The organism is Nocardia colli, from assembly GCF_008704205.1.
In the GTDB taxonomy this organism is placed as follows: domain Bacteria; phylum Actinomycetota; class Actinomycetes; order Mycobacteriales; family Mycobacteriaceae; genus Nocardia; species Nocardia colli.
Window position 1 is genome coordinate 1 of record NZ_VXLC01000069.1, and the last position, 1,292, is coordinate 1,292.

Annotated in this window: 1 protein-coding gene; it reads right to left on the reverse strand. The window is 63.6% G+C overall.

What is annotated here, in order from left to right; translation table 11 throughout:
- The coding region (locus F3087_RS45725) for an AAA family ATPase (protein ID WP_150408481.1) at nucleotides 1–1,292 on the reverse strand (1,292 nt) is incomplete at both ends.

The following is a 1,292-nucleotide window of genomic DNA, read 5'->3' on the forward strand; positions in this document are numbered from 1 at the left end:
TTGCCGGTGAAGGTGAACTTGGCGTCTTCGCCGGTGCCTTCGCCGTCCCAGCCTTCGACATCGACGAACACGGTCTGGCCGGGTCCGATCTCGCCGAAGAGGATCTTCTCCGAGAGCTGGTCTTCGATCTCGCGCTGGATGGTGCGGCGCAGTGGGCGGGCACCGAGCACGGGGTCGAAGCCACGCTTGGCCAGCAGCGCCTTGCCCTGCTCGGACAGCTCCATCGACATGTCCTTGTTCTTCAACTGGACACCGACGCGGCCGATCATCAAATCGACCATCTGCACGATCTGCTCGGTCGTGAGCTGATGGAACACGATCACATCATCGATCCGGTTGAGGAACTCCGGCCGGAAATGCTTCTTCAGCTCGTCGTTGACCTTCAGCTTCATCCGCTCATAGTTCGAGCCCTGGATGTTGGACTGAGTGAACCCGAGCCCGACGGCCTTGGAGATGTCGGAGGTGCCCAGGTTCGAGGTGAAGATCAGCACGGTGTTCTTGAAGTCGACCGTACGACCCTGGCCGTCGGTGAGACGACCGTCCTCGAGGACCTGCAACAGGGTGTTGTAGATCTCCTGGTGTGCCTTTTCGATCTCGTCGAAGAGCACGACGGAGAACGGCTTGCGGCGCACCTTCTCGGTGAGCTGGCCGCCCTCTTCGTAGCCGACGTACCCGGGAGGGGCACCGAACAGGCGCGACGCGGTGAAGCGGTCGTGGAACTCGCCCATGTCGATCTGGATGAGCGCGTCGTCGTCGCCGAACAGGAAGTTCGCCAGCGACTTGGCCAGCTCGGTCTTACCCACACCGGACGGACCGGCGAAGATGAACGAGCCGGACGGACGCTTCGGATCCTTCAGGCCGGCGCGAGTGCGGCGGATCGCCTTGGAGACGGCCTTGACGGCATCCTCCTGGCCGATGATCCGCTTGTGCAGCTCGTCCTCCATGCGGAGCAGACGGGTGGTCTCCTCCTCGGTGAGCTTGAACACGGGGATACCGGTCCAGTTGGCCAGCACCTCCGCGATCTGCTCGTCGTCGACCTCGGCAACCACGTCGAGATCACCGGAGCGCCACTGCTTTTCGCGCTCGGCGCGCTTGGCGACCAGCTGCTTTTCCTTGTCGCGCAACCGGGCGGCCTTCTCGAAGTCCTGCGCGTCGATCGCGCTTTCCTTCTCCCGGCGCGCATCGGCGATCTTGTCGTCGAATTCGCGCAGGTCCGGCGGGGCGGTCATGCGACGGATGCGCATCCGCGCACCCGCCTCGTCGATCAGGTCGATCGCCTTGTCCGGCAGGAA